This is a genomic window from Kocuria flava (assembly GCF_001482365.1).
Taxonomy (GTDB): Bacteria; Actinomycetota; Actinomycetes; order Actinomycetales; family Micrococcaceae; genus Kocuria; species Kocuria flava.
This window is the reverse complement of record NZ_CP013254.1, coordinates 2,295,648-2,314,456: the sequence shown is the minus strand read 5'-3', so window position 1 is coordinate 2,314,456 and position 18,809 is coordinate 2,295,648. Positions and strand designations below refer to the sequence as shown.

17 protein-coding genes, 1 pseudogene and 1 riboswitch are annotated in these 18,809 nt (G+C 68.0%); of the genes and pseudogenes, 12 read left to right on the top strand and 6 right to left on the bottom strand.

Annotated features, from left to right (window positions below; genetic code table 11):
- Window positions 1-51 precede the first annotated feature (51 nt).
- The 6 genes from AS188_RS10310 (at window position 52) to AS188_RS10285 (ending at window position 6,930) form a co-directional block, all read left to right on the top strand.
- The gene (locus tag AS188_RS10310) at window positions 52-1,689 is read left to right on the top strand and encodes a 4-hydroxyphenylacetate 3-hydroxylase N-terminal domain-containing protein (protein WP_058858775.1); all 1,638 of its coding nucleotides are present in this window, start codon (window positions 52-54) and stop codon (window positions 1,687-1,689) included.
- Window positions 1,690-1,841: 152 nt separating this feature from the next.
- Entirely contained in the window at window positions 1,842-2,741 is a 900-nt protein-coding gene (gene catA / locus AS188_RS10305) for a catechol 1,2-dioxygenase (RefSeq protein WP_058858774.1), read from the top strand.
- A 157-nt stretch (window positions 2,742-2,898) separates the two neighbouring features.
- A complete protein-coding gene (locus tag AS188_RS10300; RefSeq protein WP_058858773.1) occupies window positions 2,899-4,002 on the top strand; it encodes a mandelate racemase/muconate lactonizing enzyme family protein in 1,104 nt (367 codons plus the stop codon).
- Between the two features lie 77 nt (window positions 4,003-4,079).
- Entirely contained in the window at window positions 4,080-4,358 is a 279-nt protein-coding gene (catC, locus tag AS188_RS10295) for a muconolactone Delta-isomerase (RefSeq protein WP_058858772.1), read from the top strand.
- Between the two features lie 252 nt (window positions 4,359-4,610).
- Window positions 4,611-4,720: riboswitch (TPP riboswitch) on the top strand.
- Window positions 4,717-6,447: a phosphomethylpyrimidine synthase ThiC gene (gene thiC, locus AS188_RS10290; RefSeq protein ID WP_058858771.1), complete on the top strand. Its 1,731-nt coding sequence runs from the start codon at window positions 4,717-4,719 to the stop codon at window positions 6,445-6,447. (Overlaps the previous riboswitch by 4 nt.)
- A 213-nt stretch (window positions 6,448-6,660) precedes the next feature.
- On the top strand, window positions 6,661-6,930 hold the full coding sequence (locus AS188_RS10285; protein WP_058858770.1) for a hypothetical protein: 270 nt from the start codon (window positions 6,661-6,663) through the stop codon (window positions 6,928-6,930).
- A gap of 226 nt (window positions 6,931-7,156) precedes the next feature.
- Here the strand turns inward: AS188_RS10285 and AS188_RS10280 are convergent, their stop codons facing one another.
- Window positions 7,157-7,936, bottom strand: coding sequence for an IclR family transcriptional regulator (locus tag AS188_RS10280; RefSeq protein ID WP_058858769.1), 780 nt, complete (start codon window positions 7,934-7,936; stop codon window positions 7,157-7,159).
- 213 nt (window positions 7,937-8,149) lie between these two features.
- On the opposite strand from AS188_RS10280, the gene AS188_RS10275 reads away from it, so the two are divergent.
- Window positions 8,150-8,971, top strand: coding sequence for a maleate cis-trans isomerase family protein (locus AS188_RS10275; protein ID WP_083529393.1), 822 nt, complete (start codon window positions 8,150-8,152; stop codon window positions 8,969-8,971).
- Between the two features lie 12 nt (window positions 8,972-8,983).
- The gene (locus tag AS188_RS10270) at window positions 8,984-10,381 is read left to right on the top strand and encodes an SLC13 family permease (protein ID WP_058858768.1); all 1,398 of its coding nucleotides are present in this window, start codon (window positions 8,984-8,986) and stop codon (window positions 10,379-10,381) included.
- Window positions 10,382-10,450: 69 nt separating this feature from the next.
- On the opposite strand, the gene AS188_RS10265 is transcribed toward AS188_RS10270, so the two are convergent.
- From AS188_RS10265 to AS188_RS10255, 5 genes and pseudogenes are all read right to left on the bottom strand, one after another.
- The gene (locus AS188_RS10265) at window positions 10,451-11,083 is read right to left on the bottom strand and encodes a flavin reductase family protein (protein WP_058858767.1); all 633 of its coding nucleotides are present in this window, start codon (window positions 11,081-11,083) and stop codon (window positions 10,451-10,453) included.
- A gap of 196 nt (window positions 11,084-11,279) precedes the next feature.
- Window positions 11,280-11,756, bottom strand: coding sequence for a transposase (locus AS188_RS17840; protein WP_418000808.1), 477 nt, complete (start codon window positions 11,754-11,756; stop codon window positions 11,280-11,282).
- Window positions 11,757-11,880: 124 nt separating this feature from the next.
- Window positions 11,881-12,039, bottom strand: a pseudogene (locus AS188_RS17835) (transposase); the annotation flags it as partial.
- Window positions 12,000-12,569 (bottom strand): transposase, encoded by a 570-nt coding sequence (locus AS188_RS17830; RefSeq protein WP_418000807.1) that lies wholly within the window; start codon window positions 12,567-12,569, stop codon window positions 12,000-12,002. The pseudogene AS188_RS17835 and the gene AS188_RS17830, both read right to left, overlap by 40 nt.
- Window positions 12,570-12,646: 77 nt before the next feature.
- Entirely contained in the window at window positions 12,647-14,056 is a 1,410-nt protein-coding gene (locus AS188_RS10255) for an ROK family transcriptional regulator (protein ID WP_147050393.1), read from the bottom strand.
- A gap of 17 nt (window positions 14,057-14,073) precedes the next feature.
- Here AS188_RS10255 and AS188_RS10250 point away from each other — a divergent pair, with 17 nt between their 5' ends.
- From AS188_RS10250 to AS188_RS10235, 4 genes are read left to right on the top strand one after another with little or no spacing between them, the layout of a single operon-like run.
- On the top strand, window positions 14,074-14,892 hold the full coding sequence (locus AS188_RS10250; protein ID WP_058858766.1) for a sugar phosphate isomerase/epimerase family protein: 819 nt from the start codon (window positions 14,074-14,076) through the stop codon (window positions 14,890-14,892).
- Window positions 14,889-16,067: a substrate-binding domain-containing protein gene (locus tag AS188_RS10245; RefSeq protein WP_058858765.1), complete on the top strand. Its 1,179-nt coding sequence runs from the start codon at window positions 14,889-14,891 to the stop codon at window positions 16,065-16,067. Before AS188_RS10250 ends, AS188_RS10245 begins: the two co-directional genes overlap by 4 nt.
- Window positions 16,068-16,102: 35 nt before the next feature.
- A complete protein-coding gene (locus tag AS188_RS10240; protein WP_058858764.1) occupies window positions 16,103-17,272 on the top strand; it encodes a levoglucosan dehydrogenase in 1,170 nt (389 codons plus the stop codon).
- 2 nt (window positions 17,273-17,274) lie between these two features.
- Window positions 17,275-18,807, top strand: coding sequence for a sugar ABC transporter ATP-binding protein (locus AS188_RS10235; protein WP_058858763.1), 1,533 nt, complete (start codon window positions 17,275-17,277; stop codon window positions 18,805-18,807).
- Window positions 18,808-18,809: the final 2 nt, after the last annotated feature.

Here is an 18,809-nt window from a genome sequence, read left to right as displayed (position 1 = left end):
GCTCCGGGTCCTACCCGCCCGTTCCGGCACCACCCTCGAAGGAGAGAACCCATGACCGCCACGCCCGACACCGACCGCCAGCCCCGTTCCGGCGACATGTCCGAGCGCACCACCCCGGCCGACCCGAAGCTGCCGATGACCGGGGACGAGTACATCGAGTCCATCAAGGACGGCCGGGAGGTCTACCTGCACGGGGAGCGCGTCGAGGACGTCACCACCCACCCGGCCTTCCGCAACTCCGTGCGCATGGTCGCCCGCCTCTACGACGGCTTCCACGACCCCGCCACCTCCGAGAAGCTGCTCTCCGACACCGACACCGGTTCCGGGGGCAGGACCCACCCCTTCTTCAAGGTGCCGAAGTCCGTGGAGGATCTCAAGGAGTCGAGGACCGCGATCGAGACCTGGGCGCGGATGACCTACGGCTGGCTGGGCCGCTCCCCCGACTACAAGGCGGCGTTCCTGGGCACCCTCGGGGCCATGCCGGAGTTCTACGCCCCGTACCAGGAGAACGCCCAGCGCTGGTACAAGGAGTCCCAGGAGAGCGTCTCCTACTGGAACCACGCGATCATCAACCCCCCGGTGGACCGCCACCTGCCGCCGGACCAGGTCGAGGACGTCTTCATGAAGGTGGAGAAGGAGACCGACAACGGCGTGGTCGTCTCCGGGGCCAAGGTTGTGGCCACCGGCTCGGCCATCACCAACTTCAACTTCATCTCCCACTACGGGCTGCCGATCAAGAAGCCGGAGTTCGCCCTGATCTGCACGGTGCCCATGGACGCCCCGGGCATCAAGCTGATCTCGCGGACCTCCTACGCCCAGAACGCCGCCGTCACCGGCACCCCGTTCGACTACCCGCTGTCCTCGCGCATGGACGAGAACGACGCGGTGTTCGTCTTCGACAAGGTGCTGGTGCCGTGGGAGAACATCTTCGCCTACGGCGATCCCGACCAGATCAACGGCTTCATGCCCCAGACCGGGTTCATCCAGCGCTTCACCTTTCAGGGCTGCATTCGCCTGGCCGTGAAGCTGGACTTCATCGCGGGGCTGCTGCTGAAGGCCCTCGAGATCGGCGGCACCCAGGACTTCCGCGGCGTGCAGGCCCGCGCCGGGGAGGTCATCGGCTGGCGCAACCTGTTCTGGGGCCTGGTCGACGCGATGATGCTCAACCCGGATCCCGGGCCGAACGGGTCCGTGCTGCCGAAGATGGACTACGGGCTGGCCTACCGGATGTTCATGGCCCAGGGCTACCCGCGGATCAAGGAGATCATCGAGCAGGACGTCGCCTCCGGGCTGATCTACCTGCCCTCGGGATCCCTGGACTTCAAGAACGCCGAGATCCGCCCCTACCTCGACAAGTACGTGCGCGGGTCCAACGGCATCCAGGCCGTGGACCGGGTCAAGCTCATGAAGCTGCTGTGGGACGCGATCGGCTCCGAGTTCGGCGGCCGCCACGAGCTCTACGAGCGCAACTACTCGGGCAACCACGAGAACGTGCGCGTGGAGATGCTCATGCACGCCAAGAACAGCGGCGCGACCGACACGATGCACGGCATGGTCGAGGACTGCATGGCCGAGTACGACCTCGACGGCTGGACCGTCCCGGACCTCTTCGACGGCTCCGACGTCAACGCCTACCTCCAGCGCGACCGCGACCGCACCGGACTCGGCGGCGCCCTCCGCGACCGCTGACCCGTCGCACCCTGACTGCCCGCGGCCCCAGGATGTCGTCTGCCTGGGGCCGCGGGCCACCACCCACCGTCACGGCGGGCCCCGCTGGAGGCGCGCCCGTCGCGACAACAACACCTCATGTCCAACGACAGACCACAAGGAGCGTGGAGACCATGACCAACCCCCAAACCGAGGCCGTTTCGACAGATGCCCGCCGAGAGAACGAGGGCACGGCGGTCGAGGCCGGCTCCAAGGCCACCGAGCGCTTCGCGGCCTCGGGCAAGCTGGCCAGGCTCGACGTCCCCAAGGAGCGCGTGTCGCTGCTGGCGGGCGCGGCGATCAAGGCGATCAACGACATCGCCGTGGAGCACCAGGTCACCTACGAGGAGTACAACGCGCTCAAGGCGTGGCTGATCAAGGTCGGCACCGACGGGGAGTGGCCGCTGTTCCTGGACGTGTGGCTGGAGCACACCATCGAGGACGTCAACTCCGCCGAGCGTCCCGGCGCGGTGGGCACCATCGAGGGCCCCTACTACGTCCCGGACTCCCCGGTGCTGCCCACCCCGGCCACGCTGGAGATGCGCGAGGACGAGGAGGGCACCCCGCTGCTGTTCAAGGGCCACTTCACCGACACCGAGGGCAACCCGATCAAGGACGCCCAGGTGGAGATCTGGCACGCCGACGCGGCCGGGTTCTACTCCCAGTACGCCCCGGGGCTGCCGGAGTGGCTGTTCCGCGGGACCGTGAAGGCCGACGAGAACGGCTACTTCGAGATCAACACGATGCGCCCGGCCCCCTACCAGATCCCCACCGACGGGGCCTGCGGGCAGCTGATCGCCGCGGCCGGGTGGCACGCCTGGCGCCCGGCGCACATCCACATCAAGGTCTCGGCCCCGGGCTACCAGCTGGTCACCCAGCAGCTGTACTTCCCGGGCGACCCGCACAACGAGGACGACATCGCCTCGGCGGTCAAGCCCGAGCTGATGCTCGACCCGGCCCCGCGCACCGACGGCAGGGTCGGCGAGGAGGTCGTCTACGACTACGTCCTCGCCAAGGAAGGGCAGGTCAAATAAACCGGGGCGCTGCTTACAGACCTGCTGCCCTTCGTCGGCATCCTCGGGGCAGGTGCTCCGAGGATGCCGCCGGCCTCTAGCCAAGGCGCGCCGGTCCCCGCATCGACATCACCAACATTGACGTCAACCGCCCGCCCAGGAAAGGGTCCGCCCGCCCATGAAGATCGCAGCCATCGAGGCGATCCCCTACTCGATCCCCTACCTCCACCCGCTGCACTTCGCCTCCGGAGCCGTCCACGAGGCCGACCACGTCCTGGTGCGCATCACCACCGACGACGGGATCGTCGGCACCGCCGACACCCCGCCGCGGCCCTACACCTACGGAGAGACCCAGAAGTCCATCGTGGCCGTCGTCGAGGACCTCTTCGCCCCCCAGCTGGTGGGCCTGGACGTCCTCGACCGCGAGAAGGCCCAGGCGGTGATGGCCCGCACGGTCCACAACGAGACCGCCAAGGGCGCGGTGGACATCGCCCTGTGGGACGTCATCGGCCAGGCCCTGGGGCAGCCGGTGTCGAAGCTGCTGGGCGGGTACACCGACTCGATGCGCGTCTCCCACATGCTCGGCTTCCAGCCCGCCGCCGAGCTGCTGGACCTGGCCCTCGAGTTCCGCGAGACCTACGGGATCACCACCTTCAAGCTCAAGACCGGCCGCCGCCCGCTGTCCCTGGACGTCGAGGCCGCCCGGGTGCTGCGCGAGGGCCTGGGCGAGGACGCCGAGATCTACATGGACGCCAACCGCGGCTGGTCCGCCAACGAGGCCGCCGAGGTGCTGCGGCGCACCGCCGACCTCGGCCTGCAGTTCCTCGAGGAGCCCGACGACGCCCGCGAGGTCCTCGGCCGCCGCCGGCTGGTGGAGCACTCGACGATCCCCATCGCCGCCGACGAGTCCGCCCCGAACCTGGGGGAGGCCGCCCGGGAGATCCTCACCGGCGGGGCGAACCTGCTGGCGGTGAAGACCGCCCGCTCCGGCTTCACCGAGGCCGCGAAGATCGTGGGCCTGGCCGAGGGCATGGGCGTGGACGTCTACGTGGGCAACCAGATCGACACCCAGGTCGGCACGGTCGCCTCCGTGGTCTTCGGCGCCGCCCTGGTCCACACCTCGAAGCGGGCCGGGGAGCTGTCCAACTTCCTGGACATGTCCGACGACCTCCTCGCCGAGCCCGTGGTCATCGCCGAGGGGCGGATCCGCGTCCCGGACGTGCCCGGGGTGGGCACCGCCGTGGACGAGGACAAGCTCGCCCGCTACCGCACCGACCGGTAGACCCGGCCCGCGCACCCGGCCCGGGAACCGATCCCGGACACCGGTCCCGAACACCCATCCCGACGGAAGGACGCACCGTGAAGTACCTGGTCCACATGGACATCCACCTGCCCACCGACATGCCCGCCGAGGAGGCCGCGGAGATCAAGGCCACCGAGAAGGCCTACTCGCAGGAGCTGCAGCGCTCCGGGAAGTGGCCGGAGATCTGGCGCGTGGTGGGCGAGTACGCCAACTACTCGCTCTTCGACGTCGACTCCCACGACGAGCTGCACGACATCCTGCAGAACCTGCCGCTGTTCCCCTACATGGACATCACCGTGGTGCCCCTGGCCAAGCACCCCTCCGACGTGAAGTAGCGGCGCGCAGCAGTCTGCGTGAAGCAGGGCGGATCGCCCGCGCGGAGCGGCGACCGACGGTAGGTCGGCCACCAGGTGTCGCTGGAAGCGTTGGCACGATAGGAGCGCTCACCCACCCAGACCTTGGGCGCCTGCGCCCCAGCCGTGTCGGTGACTTCGGCCGAGGGGAGTCGTCTTAACCGTTGGGCGCGGCAGTCCCGGACGCGGTGGTCATCTGGATGGTGACCGATTTCCCGGGGGTGTTAGGGTCGGTGTCATCCACACGGGAGCCCTATTGCAGGGGCTGAGATCGGGCTGAGGCAGCCTGCGACCGTCGAACCTGTCCGGGTAATGCCGGCGAAGGAAGAGGAACCCCATCATGAGCGCATCTGCTCAGTCTGCTCTGACGCATGTCCACGATCCGGAGCACGACCTCCGCGTGCCGGTCACCGAGATCACCATGGGGGACAGCCCCGGTAACACCCCGAATCCCCCACTGCAGGTCTATCGCACGGCCGGTCCCGGCAGTGACCCGGTCGTGGGGTTACCACCGCTGCGGGAGTCCTGGATCGCCGGCCGAGGTGACGTGCAGGCCTACGCGGGCCGGGTGCGGAACTTGCTCGACGACGGTCGCACCGCGATCCGCCGAGGGGCCGCCTCCCAGGAGTGGAAAGGCGCCCGCCCGGTCCCGCTGCGAGCCCGGGACGGCCGAACCGTCACACAGATGCACTACGCCCGCGCCGGGATCATCACCCAGGAGATGCGGTTCGTGGCGCTGCGGGAGAACTGCGCGGTGGAACTGGTCCGCTCCGAGCTGGCAGCGGGGCGGGCGATCATCCCCGCCAACATCAACCACCCCGAGGCCGAGCCGATGATCATCGGGCGGGCGTTCTTGGTGAAGATCAACGCCAATATCGGCAACTCCGCCGTCACCAGCTCGATCGCCGAGGAGGTGGACAAGATGCAGTGGGCCACGCGGTGGGGCGCGGACACCGTGATGGACCTGTCCACCGGTGAGGACATCCACACAACCCGGGAGTGGATCATCCGCAACTCCCCGGTGCCCATCGGGACCGTGCCGATCTACCAGGCCCTGGAGAAGGTCAACGGGGAAGCCGACGCGTTGACCTGGGAGATCTTCCGCGACACGGTGATCGAGCAGTGCGAACAGGGCGTGGACTACATGACCATCCACGCCGGGGTGTTGCTGCGCTATGTGCCGCTGACCGCCGAGCGGGTCACCGGCATCGTTTCCCGCGGGGGTTCGATCATGGCCGGGTGGTGCCTGGCCCACCACCGGGAGAACTTCCTCTACACCCACTTCGAGGAGCTCTGCGAGATCTTCGCCCGCTACGACGTCGCCTTCTCCCTCGGCGACGGCCTGCGCCCGGGGTCGATCGCTGATGCCAACGACGCCGCGCAGTTCGCCGAGCTGGACACCCTGGCCGAACTCACCGCCCGGGCCTGGAAGCACGACGTGCAGGTCATGGTCGAAGGCCCCGGGCACGTGCCCCTGCACCTGGTGCGGGAGAACGTGGAACGCCAGCAGCGGTTGTGCCACGGCGCCCCCTTCTACACCCTGGGCCCGCTGGTCACCGACATCGCCCCGGGCTATGACCACATCACCTCCGCGATCGGGGCCACCGAGATCGCCCGCTACGGCACGGCCATGCTCTGCTACGTCACCCCGAAGGAGCACCTGGGGCTGCCGAACAAGGACGATGTGAAGACCGGGGTGATCACCTACAAGATCGCCGCCCACGCCGCCGATCTGGCCAAGGGCCACCCCGGAGCCGCGGAACGTGACGACGCGCTGTCGAAGGCCCGCTTCGAGTTCCGCTGGCGCGATCAGTTCGCCCTGTCCCTGGACCCGGACACCGCCGAGGCCTTCCACGACGAGACGCTGCCGGCCGAACCGGCCAAGACCGCCCACTTCTGCTCAATGTGCGGGCCGAAGTTCTGCTCCATGCGCATCTCCCAGGACATCCGCGACCGCTTCGGCGGCCCACAGGAGCAAGCGGCCCGAGCCGGTATGCAAGCCAAGTCCGCCCAGTTCCGGGCGTCCGGGAACAAGGTCTATCTCGAGGTGCCGACGACCCCCACCATGTGAGGGATTCACCCACCGCATGCGCTGACCCATGAGGCGGCAGACGTTGCGCTGCTCGGGCCAAGGGGCACGAGCAGCGCAATGCCTGCCATGCACCCCCGATCGCCCCCACACACGACGACACACCGGGAGCCGGTTCCGCACCCAGCCCCTCTTCGAGGTCCCAGCGCGGAGACAACCCCGAGACCCCCTATTCAGGAAGAAACGATCCACTTGATGCCGAACGACACGCCCACAGACCACGACGACACGTGCTTGGACGAGGCCGACGCTCTTCGACGGCGCATCAACGACCTCACCGACCGGATCCACACGCTCATCATGGACCGTGGCGCGGCGGTGCAAGAACGCAACCACGCCATGTACACCCTGCACCGGAAAGGGGCGAGCATCGAAGAGTTGGCGGAACTGACCGGGATTCACCACGACGACGTCGCCGACTTCGTGCACAGGGCGCCCCCCCTCGACGGGCCCATGATGTCGTAGACGTCACGCCGCCCGGACCCGTTGTGCGCAGGTGGCACCCCGGCGAGAAAGCACGGCGTTAAGCGCACCCGGCACCGCGGCACCCCGGACGGGATGTGACGTACAAGCATCCAATGTCGGGCAGCGCGCCGGCCCTACCGCTGCGTCCAGGATCGGAACGAGGCCTCCGCCGCCCGAGGTGACGGCCGCCGCCTACGGGCCCGCATCATTCTGGGACCCCGTGCTTTCAAGCCTGCGCGATGTCATGCCCCAGTGCTTGGCTGGCTCGCGTGGCTGCCCGGCGGACGACGGGCCCCAGGCGGGGGACGTCATCGGGTCCGACGCGCTGCGTGGGGAAGCCCAGGCCCAGGACCCCGGCGAGGTCCCCGGCGTGGTCGAAGACGGGGGCGCTGATGGACCCGACGTCGGCGTGGCGCTCACCGAACGCGGCGTAGAAACCCTGCTCCCGGGCCGCTGCGGTCTGTTGTTGCAGGAGCTCGAGGCTGTCCGGGGTGGCGGGTGCGAACTTGGTCAGCGGCGCCTGCTCCAGGGCTTGCCAGGCTTCCGGGTCGTAGGCGAGAAAGATCTTGCCCGGGGCCCCGGCGTGGATGGGCATGACCTGGCCGACCATGAACGGGCGCATCACCACATGGCGGGTCTGGGCGACCGCGACCACGGTGCGGAACGCCCCGTCGCGGGTGTAGAAGCAGGCGCTCTCCCCGGTCTCATCGCGCAGTTCCTGCAGGATCGGCTTGATGAGACGCACGACATCGAGGCCGACCGTTCCCGGGGTGGCCCAGCGGACGAGCCCGATGCCGATCCGGTAGCGATCCCCGTCGCGGTCCAGGAATCCTTCTCGCACCATGTTCTGCACCAGCCGCTGGCACGTGCTGGAGGGCAGGCCGGTTTTCCGGATCAGCTGCTGCAGGGTCGGCTCGGGCTCCTCGACGGAGAAGCAGTCCAAGACCTGGGCCACTTTGTGCAGCACCAGGATCGGTGCCGCCGCAGAGCCCTGCTTCGCGTCCATCGTCTCCCACCCAATCTTCCTGCCCGCTGAGCCGTCCCAGTGGGCGTCCTCATGGTAGCCAACACCGCCTCCAGGGGAGTCGAGCTGGTGACGTGACCCGGGTCATGGAGTGTGACGCAGTTTACACCCTCACGCCAAGATCCACATACTGGGTTCGCAACCCACGAAGTGGGCTAGAGCACATCCCATCACTCTCGACTTCCTGGAGGATCCGTGAGCCTGTCTGACATCACCTGCGAGACCGCCCCCGAACCGAAGGGTGCGAAGACGTCGCGGATCGGTCTGATCGTCCCGAGCTCGAACACCACCATGGAGACCGAGCTGCCGGAGCTGTTCCGCCGCCAGTCCGAGGTCACCGGCCAGCGCTACACCTTCCACTCGGCTCGGGCCGGGCTGAAGAACGTCAACCGTGAAGAGCTGCTGGCCATGGTGGACAAGGCCGGGGACTGCGCCCGGGCGGTCTCCGACGCCGCGGTGGACGTGATCGCCTATGCCTGCCTGGTGGCAGTGATGGCTCAGGGACCGAACGCCCATGAGATCTCCGAGAAGGTCATCGCCGAGGCCGCTGAGGACAACGGCCACCCGGCCGCGGTGGCCAGCAGCGCCGGGGCGCTGGTGCGCACCCTGCAGGACATGGGGGCCCGGAGGATCGCCATGGTGGCCCCGTACAAGCTGCCGCTGACTCAGATGGTGCGCGAGTACATCGAGGGAGCCGGCATCGAGGTCGTGGACGCCATCAGCCTGGAGGTCGACGACAACCTCGCCGTGGGCGCCCTGGATCCGCAGAACCTGCCGGAGATCGCCCGGGGACTCAAGCGCGACGACGTCGACGCGGTCATCCTCTCGGCCTGTGTGCAGATGCCCTCCCTGCCGGCGGTGCAGCAGGCCGAGGACGAGCTGGGCGTGCCGGTCATCACCGCCGCCACGGCCACCACTTACGAGATCCTCAAGGCCCTGGGCCACAAGCCGGCGATTACCGGCGCCGGCGGGCTGCTGTCCGGGGCCCACACCACGGCCGCCGCCCGGCGCGGCTGACCAGGAGGAACCATGTCCCTGTCACTGATCGCGTTCCTCGTCCTCATCGCAGCGTTCGCCCTGGGGTCTTTCACCCGGATCAACGCCGGCCTGGTGGCCACGGTGGCCGCCTTCGGGGTCGGTGCCCTGGTCGCTGGCATGCCCGTCAAGGACGTGATCGCCCAGTTCCCGTCCGGCCTGTTCTTCATCCTCGTCGGCGCCACCTTGCTGTTCGGCATCGTGCGCGTCACCGGCACCATCGATCTGATGGCCTACTGGGCCGAACGCCTCGCCGGGCGCCGGCGGCTGCTGGTGCCGGCGCTGATGTTCCTGCTCACCGCCGTGCTCGCCTCGGCCGGGGCCTTCACCCCGGCGGCCATCGCCATCGTCGCCCCGGTCGCCCTCGCCCTGGGCACCCGCTTCGGGATCAGCACCCTGGCCATGGGCCTGGTGATCGTCCAGGGCGCCAACGCCGGGGCCTTCTCCCCGGTCAACCCCTTCGGCGTGCTGGCCAACGTCATGCTCGACGAGGCCGGCGGCAGCGGCCAGGACACCCTGAAGCTGTACATCTACTGCTTCGTCTTCAACGCGATCCTGGCCGTGCTCGCCTACGCCGCCGTGCAGACGATCATGAACCGCCGCCACGCCCGAGCCGTAGAACCGACCCCCGGGACCACCGAGGGACCCGGCGCCACCGAGGCCGTGGCCGAGACCGCCTGGCAGGATCCCCGGGAGGAGGCCGAGGCCGCCGGCACCCAAGGTGGCGTCCTCACCGCCGCCCCGCAGACGAAGGTGGCCCCGAAGCCCACCGTGGAGGGGCCCGTCAAGGTGGACGTGACCCCGATGCGCGTGTTGACCCTGGCTGGGCTGGTGGCCCTGCTGGTGCTCACCACCGCCTTCGGCCTGGACGTCGGTGTCGCCTCCCTGGTCATCGCCCTGGTGCTGATCTGCGTCAAGCCCGCCGTGCAGAAGCCGGCCGTGGAAGACATACCCTGGTCGGCGATCATCCTGGTCACCGGCATCGTCACCTACGTCGGGATGCTCGAGGCCATGGGCGCGTTGGAAGAGCTCCAGGCCGGTATCGCCAGCCTGGGCAACAGCTCCGTGGCCGCGCTCATCACCAGCTACGTGGTCGGCATCGTCTCGGCCTTCGCCTCCACCACCGGAACCCTCGGAGTGATCAGCCCGATCGTCACCCCGATCGCCACCGACCCGCTGCTGAGCCCGATCGGCGTCGTCACCGCCATCGCCATCAGCTCCTCCGTCGTCGACGTCAGCCCCATGTCCACCAGCGGGGCGCTGCTCATGGCCAGCGCCCAGCCCAAGGACGAGCGGCTGTTCTTCCGCGCGCTGCTGCTGTGGGCCATCGCCATGATCGGTGTGGTCCCGCTGCTGGTGTGGTTCATCTTCGTCCAGCTCGGCCTCGGGTAAACACCCGGTCCACAACCGTCAGGGCGCCCCCGGGACCACCTCGGGGGCGCCCTGCGCGTCACTGCACGGTCAGTCCCGCTGCTCGTCCTGCGCACTGAAGTGACCTGGCCAGTCCCGGGCCCGGATCCGCTTGATCTCCTGCACCGGCCCCAAGGTTCCCCACTCATCGCGGCCCAGCCGGGACAAGGGCTCCAGCAGATCGATCCGCGGATGCGCCCCCTCCAGCACCTCCGAAGACACCGCGGCATGGACCACCTCCCCGAACACCAACGTGCAATCGCCCATCGGCAACGTACGGTGCAGCCGGCACTCCAAAGCCACCGGCGACTCCTGCACCCGCGGCGGCCGGACCCTCTCACTCGGCTCCCGGGTCAGCCCGACCGCGTCGAACTCACTGACCTCCGGGCCGAAATCCGTGCCCGTGGCATTGGTCTCCTCGAACAACCACGCCGGGGTGAGATTCACGACGAACTCCCCCATCGCCTCGATATTGCGCAGCGAGTCCTTCTCCCCCACCGAAGTGAACTGCACAATCGGCGGACGCACCGACGCCACCGTATAGAACGAGTGCGGCGCCAGATTGTCCACACCCTCCGCCGAAGTGCTGGACACCCACGCGATCGGCCGCGGCACCACCACCGCGGTCAACAACCGGTAGAAATCCCGCGACGACAACTCACCCGGATCGAAAATCGTACGCACCTATGCCCGCTTTCCGCAGTCGTCCTCAGCGTCCAGAACCGGCGCCGCATCGGTCTCCAACAGCAACCAGGCACCGTCTCCGACCGTACCCCACGGCCTAGCCTCCGTAACGGCGCCCTCAGGGGAACTGTCCACCTCGAAGGACGCTTATGTCGGGACTGTCCGATAAACGGTGTGTGGGGCCCGGCGGTTTTCATCAGTGAGCGGTTCCCTCGAACCGTCCGGCGAAGGTGATCGCGAACGCGTTCAGCGCCGGCTTCCACCTCATCACCCACCGTGCTCTTCCTCCGCCGGTGGGGTCAAGGGAGCGAGTGACCAGGTACAGGCACTTCAGCGCGGCCTGCTCGTGCGGGAAGTGTCCGCGGGCCCGCACCGCCCTGCGGTAGCGGGCGTTGATCGACTCGATCGCGTTCGTCGTGCAGATCACCGAAGCGGATCTCCACGTCGTACTCCGTCGAAGGGCACGAACTGAAGCCCAGGAGGACTCCCACAGCTGCACGATCGCCGGATACCGCTGGCCCCACTCGGCCTTGAACTCGGCGAACCGGTCCTTCGCCGCGGCCTCGCTGGAGGCGGTGCAGACGGGCTTGAGCGCCTTGACGATGCCGTCGCGGTGCCGGCGGCCGGCGTAGCGGAAGCTGTTGCGGATCAGGTGCACGATGCACTGCTGCACGACCGTGCGATCCCAGGTGGTCGTGATCGCCTCCGGTAGGCCCTTGAGCCCGTCGCAGACTTCCGATGAGCACGTCTTCGACGCCCCGATTCCTGAGCTCAGAGAAGACCTGCAGCCAGAACCGGGCGCCTTCGGCGCCGTCACCGGCCCAGATCCCGAGGATCTCGCGTTCCCCGTGCACGGTCACGCCCATCACGACGTAGAACGGCGTGTTGCGTACCTGCCCGTCGCGCACCTTGACCACTATCGCGTCGACGAAGAGCACCGGGTAGAGCGGGTCCAGCGGGCGGGAAGACCACTCGGCCAGTTCTCCGGCGACTTTCTCGGTGATTCCTGGCTGATGGTGCCCTTGGAGACCTTCGCCCCGTAGACCTCCTCAAAATGCACGGCGATCTCCCCGGTGGTCAGCCCGCGGGCCGACAGGGAGAGCACGATCTGGTCGATCCCGTCCAGGCGCCGCTTCCGTTTGGGCACGATCACCGGCTCGAAGGACCCCTCCCGGTCCCGGGGCACCTCGATCTCGACGGGGCCGATCTCGGTCAGCACGGTCTTCGACCTCGTGCCGTTGCACATGTTGGCCGCGATCGGGGTCTGCCCGTGGTCGTGACCGAGGTGCTCGGTCAGTTCGGCTTCCAGGGCGGTCTCGAGGACGTTCTTCATCAGCTGGTTCAGCAGACCGCCCGGGCCGACCAGGCTCACGCCTTGCTCCTTGGCCTGGGCGAGCAGCCGCTCGGCGAGGTCCTTCTGATCGATGATCTCTCCGGTCACGGGATCGATCATCGTGCCTGTCATCTCGGTCGTGGACTCTGACACGGCCGTCTCCTTTCGGATCAGGCCGGACCCTCACACACCATTGTTCTTACAGTCCCCTTATGTCGGGATCCAGTGCATCAATCCTGCGCCGAAGCCATCGGTAGCTGGAGTTCTTGAACGCTGCGTGGGGGGTCATGGCTGATCAGCCGTTGGAAGGTGGCCGGGTTGAACAGTTCGTCGAGGGCCAGGTGGGCGGCCCCCACGACCCCGCCTTCCCGGCGGCTGTCCAAGTGGGACGTGCTCATGACCAGGTCCCGGGTGGCCAGGGGCAAGGACCGCTGATAGACGGCTTCCCGGATGCTGGCCAGGAGTTGCCCGCTGCCGGAGACTACTGCTCCGCCCATCAGGATCATGGCCGGGTTGAAGAAGTTGACGAAGGACGCCAGAAGCGAGCCGATGGTCCTGCCGCTGGCAGAAATGGCCTCGACGGCGAAGTGATCGCCGTGTCGGGCTGCCGTGGCGACGTCTTCGGCCGTGATGGTGCCCGACTCGGCATAGCGCTTTTCCAGGAAGGGGCTCCGACCGTCCTTTGCCGCCCGCAGCCCTTGGGCACTGAGGGCTCCGCCGCCGGCGACGGCCTCAAGGCACCCATATTTGCCGCAGCGGCAGGGCACGTGTTCGGCCCCGACCACGGCGACATGGCCGATGTCCCCGGCGCTGCCCTGGGCCCCACGATGCAACCGCCCGCCCGAGACCAGCCCCGCGCCGATGCCCGTACCGACCTTGACGTAGAAGAAGTCCTGGTTTCGCAGCTCTGGCCGGGAGCGGAGTTCTCCGAGGGCCAGGGTGTTGACCTCGTTGTCGACCCATACGGGGGCTTGGAACGCTGTGGTGAGCCGCTCCCGCACGGGGTAACCGTCCCATCCGGGCATGATGGGCGGGGCGCTGGGGCGTCCGGTGGCGTATTCGACAGGACCGGGCAGCCCGACGCCCACACCCCACAGGCGCGCCCCCTGCGAGGCTTGTTCTGCGAGCAGCGTTTGGGCCAGTTGCTCGGCGCGCGACAGGGCCGGCTCGGGGCCTTCTGCGATGTCCTGGGGGGCGCTGGTGAGGGCCTGGATCTCACCGGCGAGATCTGTGAGGCCGACCGTGACGGAGGTGGCCCCGAACTCCACTGCCAGGACCTGCCCGGCGGAGGCATTGAAGCGCAGCAGGCGGGGATGGCGCCCCCCGGTGGATTCTCCGTACTCCCCCTCACTGAGCAACCCTGCCTCCTGCAGCAGGGTGAGTCGCTGGGTCAGCGCCGTCCGGCCCAGGCCGGTTTCGGTGGCCAGATCCGGGCGGGTCTGGGGCCCGTTGCGGCGGAGGATCTCCAAGACCAAGGCGGCGCTGTGCGCCAGGTTGGCGTCGGTACCGGTGAGCAGAGCGGTGGTGGGCATGGCACCATCCAACACCTTTTCGCCCCTGAATGTGACATAGGCGGTTGACTTCGGTTCATAGACGGCAATAGCCTGCACGTGAAGCACATCACCAGTGAGCTCGCTCACAGCGCAAGGAGCACACCATGAAGTTGGCCTATCACTCGATCACCTGGGGCGGAGTTGTCGGGGACCCCACGGGGGTCACGAGCATCAAGGACCTCTACTACCGGTCCGCAGGGAATGTGACGGAGTCGTTCGGCCCCATTCAGCAGGCCGGCTACGCCGGGGTGGAGATGTTCGAGGGCAACCTCCACGACTTCGCCTCTGACCTCGGTGGCCTGCAGTCGTCCCTGTCCGACCACGAGCTCGAGCTCGTCAGCGTCTACACCGGCGGAAGCTTCATCTACGCCGATGCGCTGGCCGATGAGCTGCACAAGGTCCGGTCCACTGCCGAGTTGGCTGCGGCCGCCGGGGCCGGTCACCTCGTGCTGGGTGGGGGTGCCATCCGGGCGACCGGCATCCAGGACGACGACTACAAGCGACTGGGCGGGGCGCTGGACAGCGTGGCGCAGATCGCCCAGAGCAACGGGCTGCGGGCCTGCTTCCATCCGCACCTGGGCACGATCGTGCAGTCACCGGAGCAGCTGGAGACCGTCTTCGCCGAGACCGGCATCGGCTTCTGCCCCGACACCGCGCACCTGGCCGCTGGAGGCGGAAACCCCGCGGAGGCGATCCGCAAATACGCCGACCGCCTGACCCTGGTTCATCTGAAGGACTACGAGGCCGCCACCGGTCGTTTTCTGCCGCTGGGTGATGGGGAACTGGACTTTCCCGGCATCCTCGAGGAGGTCCGGGGCGCCGGTTACGACGACTGGCTGGTCGTCGAACTGGACTACTACGACGGTGATCCCGCCGAGGCCGCCCAGCGCAGCCGCCAGTACCTGACGGGGCTGGGACTGTGACCCGCCGCCTGCGCCTGACTGCGGTGGCCGGTGTCCTGGCCGTGTCGGTGTTGACGACCGCGTGCGCGCCCACCACCGCCAACAGCACCTGCCTGTTGCCCGACTACGCCCCTGCCGAGGAAGCCTTGCAGGAGATGGAGGGCCAGGTTCTGAGCCAGGGCCCCCAGGGCGAGGACCCGGTCTCCGCCGACTCCGTGCAGTTGAGCGAGGGCGAGATCGAGCAGGTGAAGGCCAAGAAGGCCACCGCGGCGATTGTCATGCACTACACCGGCGACGACTGGACCGCGGCCCAGCTCAACGGGCTGGAGACCCGCTTCGAGGAGCTGGGTGTCGAGATCATCGCGGTCACCGATGCCGGCCAGGACCCGAGCAAGCAGGTCTCCGACATCGAGAACATGATCGCCCGCAAACCCGACATCATCATCTCGATCCCCACCGACGCCGTGGCCACCGCCCAGGCCTACCGCAAGGCCGCCCAGGCGGGGATCCACCTGGTGTTCATGGACAACGTCCCGGCCGGTTTCACCCCGGGGGAGGACTACATCTCCGCGGTCTCCGCCGACAACTACGGCAACGGCGTCGTCTCCGCCCACCTCATGGCCCAGGCGCTTCAGGGCAAGGGGAACATCGGGGTGATCAAGTTCGGGGTGGACTTCTTCGTGACCAATCAGCGGCACCAGGGGTTCGTCGACACGATCAAGAAGGACTACCCCGACATCCACATCATCGCCGAGCGGGGGATCTCGGGCGATGACCTGGCCGGTCAGGCCCAGAACACCGCCAACGCGATGCTGCTGCGGTACCAGGACGACATCAACGGCATCTGGGGCGTGTGGGACGTGCCCACCGAAGGGATCATGGCCGCCGTCCGCTCGGCCGAGCGGGAGGACATCAAGATCGCCACGGAAGATCTCGGCACCAACGTGGCCATCGCCATGGCCAAGAACTCGATGGTGGCCGGCCTGGGAGCCCAACGACCCTACGACCAGGGTGTGGCGGAGGCGACCCTGGCCGCCTACGGGCTGCTCGGCAAGGACGCCCCTCCCTACGTCGCCCTGGGCGCCCTACCGGTCCACCACGACAACCTCCTGGAGTCCTGGGAGGACGTCTATCACCAGCCGGCCCCCGAAACCGTCCAGCAGTCCTTCAGCGAATGCACCGCTCCGACGAGCTGACCGCTCCACCACACCTACGAAAGGGACGACCCATCATGCAGGAATTCAAGATCGCCATCATCGGGGCCGGCTTCATGGCCAAGGCCCACTCCATGGCCTACGCCACCATGCCGATGTTCTTCTGGCCGGCCCCGGCACAGCCGGTGCGGGAGCTGCTGATCGACGTGAACGAGGACTCCGCCGCCGAGGCCGCCGCGCGGTTCGGGTGGAACCGCTCCGGCACCAACTGGCGTGATGCAGTGGCGGACCCGAGCATCGACGTCATCGACATCGCCACCCCGAACCACCTGCACGCGGAGATCGCCATCGCCGCTCTGCAGGCCGGTAAGCACGTGATCTCGGAAAAGCCCCTGGCCCGCGGGGCCGAAGAGGCCAAGGCCGTGTACGAGGCGGCACAGCAGACCAACTGCACCACCATGGTGGCCTTCAACTACCGCCGCACCCCGGCGATCACCTACGCCAAGAAGCTCATCGACGAGGGGCGCCTGGGGAAGATCCTCAGCTTCCGCGGCACCTACCTGCAGGACTGGTCGGCCAGCCCCGACTCCCCGTTGTCCTGGCGTTTCCGCAAGGACCTCGCCGGCAGCGGCGCCCTGGGCGACATCGGCACCCACGTCGTGGACATCGCCCGCTACCTCGTGGGAGAGATCTCCTCGGTCAGCGCCCAGGCCCGCACCTGGATCCCGGAGCGCCCCGTGCCCAGCGGCACCGTCGACAAGCTCGGCGCCGGCGGGGACGCCAACGCCCCGAAGGAGCCCGTCGACGTCGACGACGAAGTGATGACCATGCTGCGCTTCGACAACGGCGCCATCGGCAGCCTCGAGGCCACCCGCAACGGCTGGGGGCGCAACAACTTCCTGACCTTCGAAATCCACGGCACCGAAGGCTCCGTCACCTTCGACTACGAGAAGCGCGATCAGCTGCAGGTGGTCTTCGCCTCCGACGACCCGGCCGAGCGGGGCTTCCGCACCATCTACACCGGACCGGCCCACCCCAACGGGGAAGCGCTGTGGCCCATCCCGGCTCTGGGCATCGGCTACGGGGAGACCAAGATCATCGAGGCCCACGACCTCTTCGAAGCCATCGTCAACGGCACCCAAGCCAGCCCAAACTTCGCCGACGGGTACCAGATCGAAAAGATCGCCGACGCGATCCTGGCCTCGGCCGACAACGGCCAGTGGGTCGATGTGGCAGGACTGGAGTAGCCATGGCCCACGCAACCGCAACGCCACCGCCGAAGACCGGCACCACCGCCGTGTCCATGCGCGGGATCGAGAAGGCCTTCGGCGTCAACCGTGTACTGAAGGGCGTGGACTTCGAAGTCCTCGCCGGTGAGGTGCACACCCTGGCCGGTGAGAACGGGGCCGGCAAGTCCACGCTGATGAAGATCCTCCAAGGCGTCTACAGCGCCGACGCCGGGGAGATCTTCGTGGGCGGGAACCCCGTCACCATCGACTCCCCGATCACCGCCCGGGAGGCCGGGGTGGGCATGGTGTTCCAGGAATTCAGCCTGGTCCCGACCCTCAGCGTCGCCCAGAACGTCTTCCTCAACCGGGAGCCCCGCAACGCCATGGGCCTGATCGACGAGGACACCATGGTCGAGCAGACGCGGGCGATCTTCGAGACCTTCGAGGTGCCCGTCGACCCACGCACCCCGGTGGAACGGCTGAGCACGGCGTACTGGCAGCTGACCGAAATCGCCAAAGCGGTTTCGCAGAACGCCCGGGTGCTGATCCTGGACGAGCCCACCGCCAGCTTGTCGAAGAAGGAATCCGAGATCCTCTTCGACCTGATCAAGCGGCTCACCTCCCAGGGCATCGGGATCGTCTACATCTCCCACCGCATGGAGGAGATCTATCAGGTTACCGACCGGATCACCGTCATGCGCGACGGCGCCGTGGTGCTCACCGACCACGCCACCAGCATCACCCCGGAAGACCTGGTCGAGGCCATCATCGGGCGCCGGCTCGAGAACGCCCTGGCCTACGAGACCCACGTCGTGGATCGCTCCGGCACCCCACGCCTGGAGGTCAAGAGGCTGTCCACCGACCACGGCCTGGAGGACGTGTCCTTCACGGTGCATCCCGGGGAGGTCCTCGGGCTGGCCGGGCTCATGGGCTCGGGGCGCACCGAGCTGGCCCGAGCCCTGTTCGGCATCGACAAGCACCGCGACGGGGAGATCCTCATCGACGGGCGCCCCGTCACCGTCACCGATCCGGTCTCGGCCATGGAGGCCGGCTTCGGCCTGGTGCCTGAGGACCGCCGGGAACAGGGGCTGGTGCTCTCCCACAGTGTGCGCGACAACCTGCTGCTGCCGTTGCTGTCCCGATTCCGGAAGGGCCCGCTCATGGACGAGGGGCGATCGCGGCGGTTCGTGCAGGACGTGCTGACGAAGTTCGAGGTCAAGGGTGCCAGCCCCGGCCTCGAGATCCGGCTCCTGTCCGGGGGCAACCAGCAGAAGGTCGTGCTGGGCCGGTGGGTGTCCACCGAGCCGAAGGTCCTCATCCTGGACGAGCCCACGGCCGGCATCGACATCGGCACCAAAGGCGAAGTCATCGAACTCATCCGGGACCTGGCCCGCTCGGGCACCGCCGTCATCCTCATCTCCTCGGAACTTGCCGAGCTCCTGGCGGTCAGCGACCGCGTGCTGGTGCTGCGCAAGGGCCGGCTCCACAAGACCCTGGACCGCTCCGAAATCCACGACGAAGAGTCGCTCCAGTTGACCATTCAGGGAGTCTGAAC